This window comes from Halogeometricum sp. CBA1124 (genome assembly GCF_009741955.1).
Classification (GTDB): Archaea; Halobacteriota; Halobacteria; order Halobacteriales; family Haloferacaceae; genus Halogeometricum; species Halogeometricum rufum.
In genome coordinates, this window is the sequence record NZ_WPCD01000359.1 from 1 (window position 1) to 1420 (window position 1420).

The following is a 1420-nucleotide window of genomic DNA, read 5'->3' on the forward strand; positions in this document are numbered from 1 at the left end:
GTCGAGGGCGTCGCGACCGTCGAGGACGTGGACGCGTTCGTCGCCGCCGTGGGCGCAGTCGCCGACGAGACGGGCGCGACCGTGCAGGTGTTCGACGCGCGGTACGTCGTGAGCGAGACGCACCTCCGCCGCGCCGTCGAACTCGCGGACCGCGCCATCGAACGGGGCGAGAACGTCGCCCGCGACAGGGCGGTGGAGATTCTCTTGTACGCCGCCGGTCGGCGGCAGATAGACGACGCACTGGCGATGGGCGTCTCCGCGGGGGAGACGCCGGTGGTGGCAGTCGTGGACGGCGGCGACGAGAGCGAGGCGGCGGCGCGACTCCGTGACCTGTTCGCCCCGCGACAGACGCTCGGCCGGTACGACGAGGAACGCGTCGGCGAGTTCTTCGACGTGACCGACGCCGAACTCGCGACCGTCGACGGCGATATCGAGCGTCTCGTCTGCGAGCGGGTGGCGCTGCTGAACGTCGAGAAGTGAGCGAACCCCTTCGTTTCGTGTGGAGAATCCGAGCCGTCGCTCGCGGCCGATACCCCTTCGTTTCGACTGGAGAACGGGAGACTGCGCGTGTGTTCGGCGTCGAGACGAAACGCGAGGACGGCGACGCCGAACCGAACTGGGGATTACCGACTAACGGGAGCGGGGACTAAAACGATTCGAATCGAGAGCGCCGGTGGCGGTCCGACGGCGGCCGGTTCGGAGGTGGCCAGTTCGGCGGGGGTCGACGGTGTTCGCTTCGACGGCAGTCGACGTCGCGACCCGTCGGCTTGTATTCACAGCCACATACCCTACGTCGGCGGCGGCGGAACGACCGGACGCCCCGTTGGACGGGACCCCTCACGGCTCTGGAGGGTGGTCCCCGCGTGCTCTCGTCCGCGGGCACTTCCGCGCCGGAGCGACCGGCGCACGTGGCGACGCGCTTCTCACACCGGTTAGCCGGTCCATACTTGTATGGGAGACGCGAGAAGGTCGGCCCGATGGCCCCACACGCCGTCGAATCTCGCGTCTGCCTCGACTGTGCTCGCGACGACCTCGCGCGGGAAGACGAGGTCCTCGAACGCTGCCCCGACTGCGGCGGACCGATTCGATAGCCCGGGCGGTCGGCGCACGCATCCGCGGCGTGGGGGGAGCCTGCGCGATTCGCCGGGACGAACGTCGAACAGTCTCCGTTCGGAGACTGTCAACCGACTGAACGGACGGTAGTCGTTATTCCTCTGGACCGAATACTGTCACCTATGGAAGAATTCCGCTGGACGCGGCTGACGGACGACGAAGTGGACGCGTTCCTCGGCGACGGCGGCACGGGGACGATATCGTTCGCGACGGACGCCGGGGACCCGCCGTTCACGCTCCCCGCCTCCTACGGTTACGACGAGGCGTCGGGCAGTCTCTACTTCCGACTCGCCTTTCCGCCGGGGAC

Annotated in this window: 2 protein-coding genes; both read left to right on the plus strand. The window is 68.5% G+C overall.

The features are described 5' to 3' along the window. Window positions 1-480: KEOPS complex subunit Cgi121 (cgi121, locus tag GJ632_RS21480; protein WP_191453979.1), on the plus strand; the 480-nt coding region annotated here is incomplete at its 5' end. 755 nt (window positions 481-1235) lie between these two features. Next, a partial coding sequence (locus tag GJ632_RS21485) for a pyridoxamine 5'-phosphate oxidase family protein (RefSeq protein WP_197428156.1) occupies window positions 1236-1420 on the plus strand: 185 nt, incomplete at its 3' end.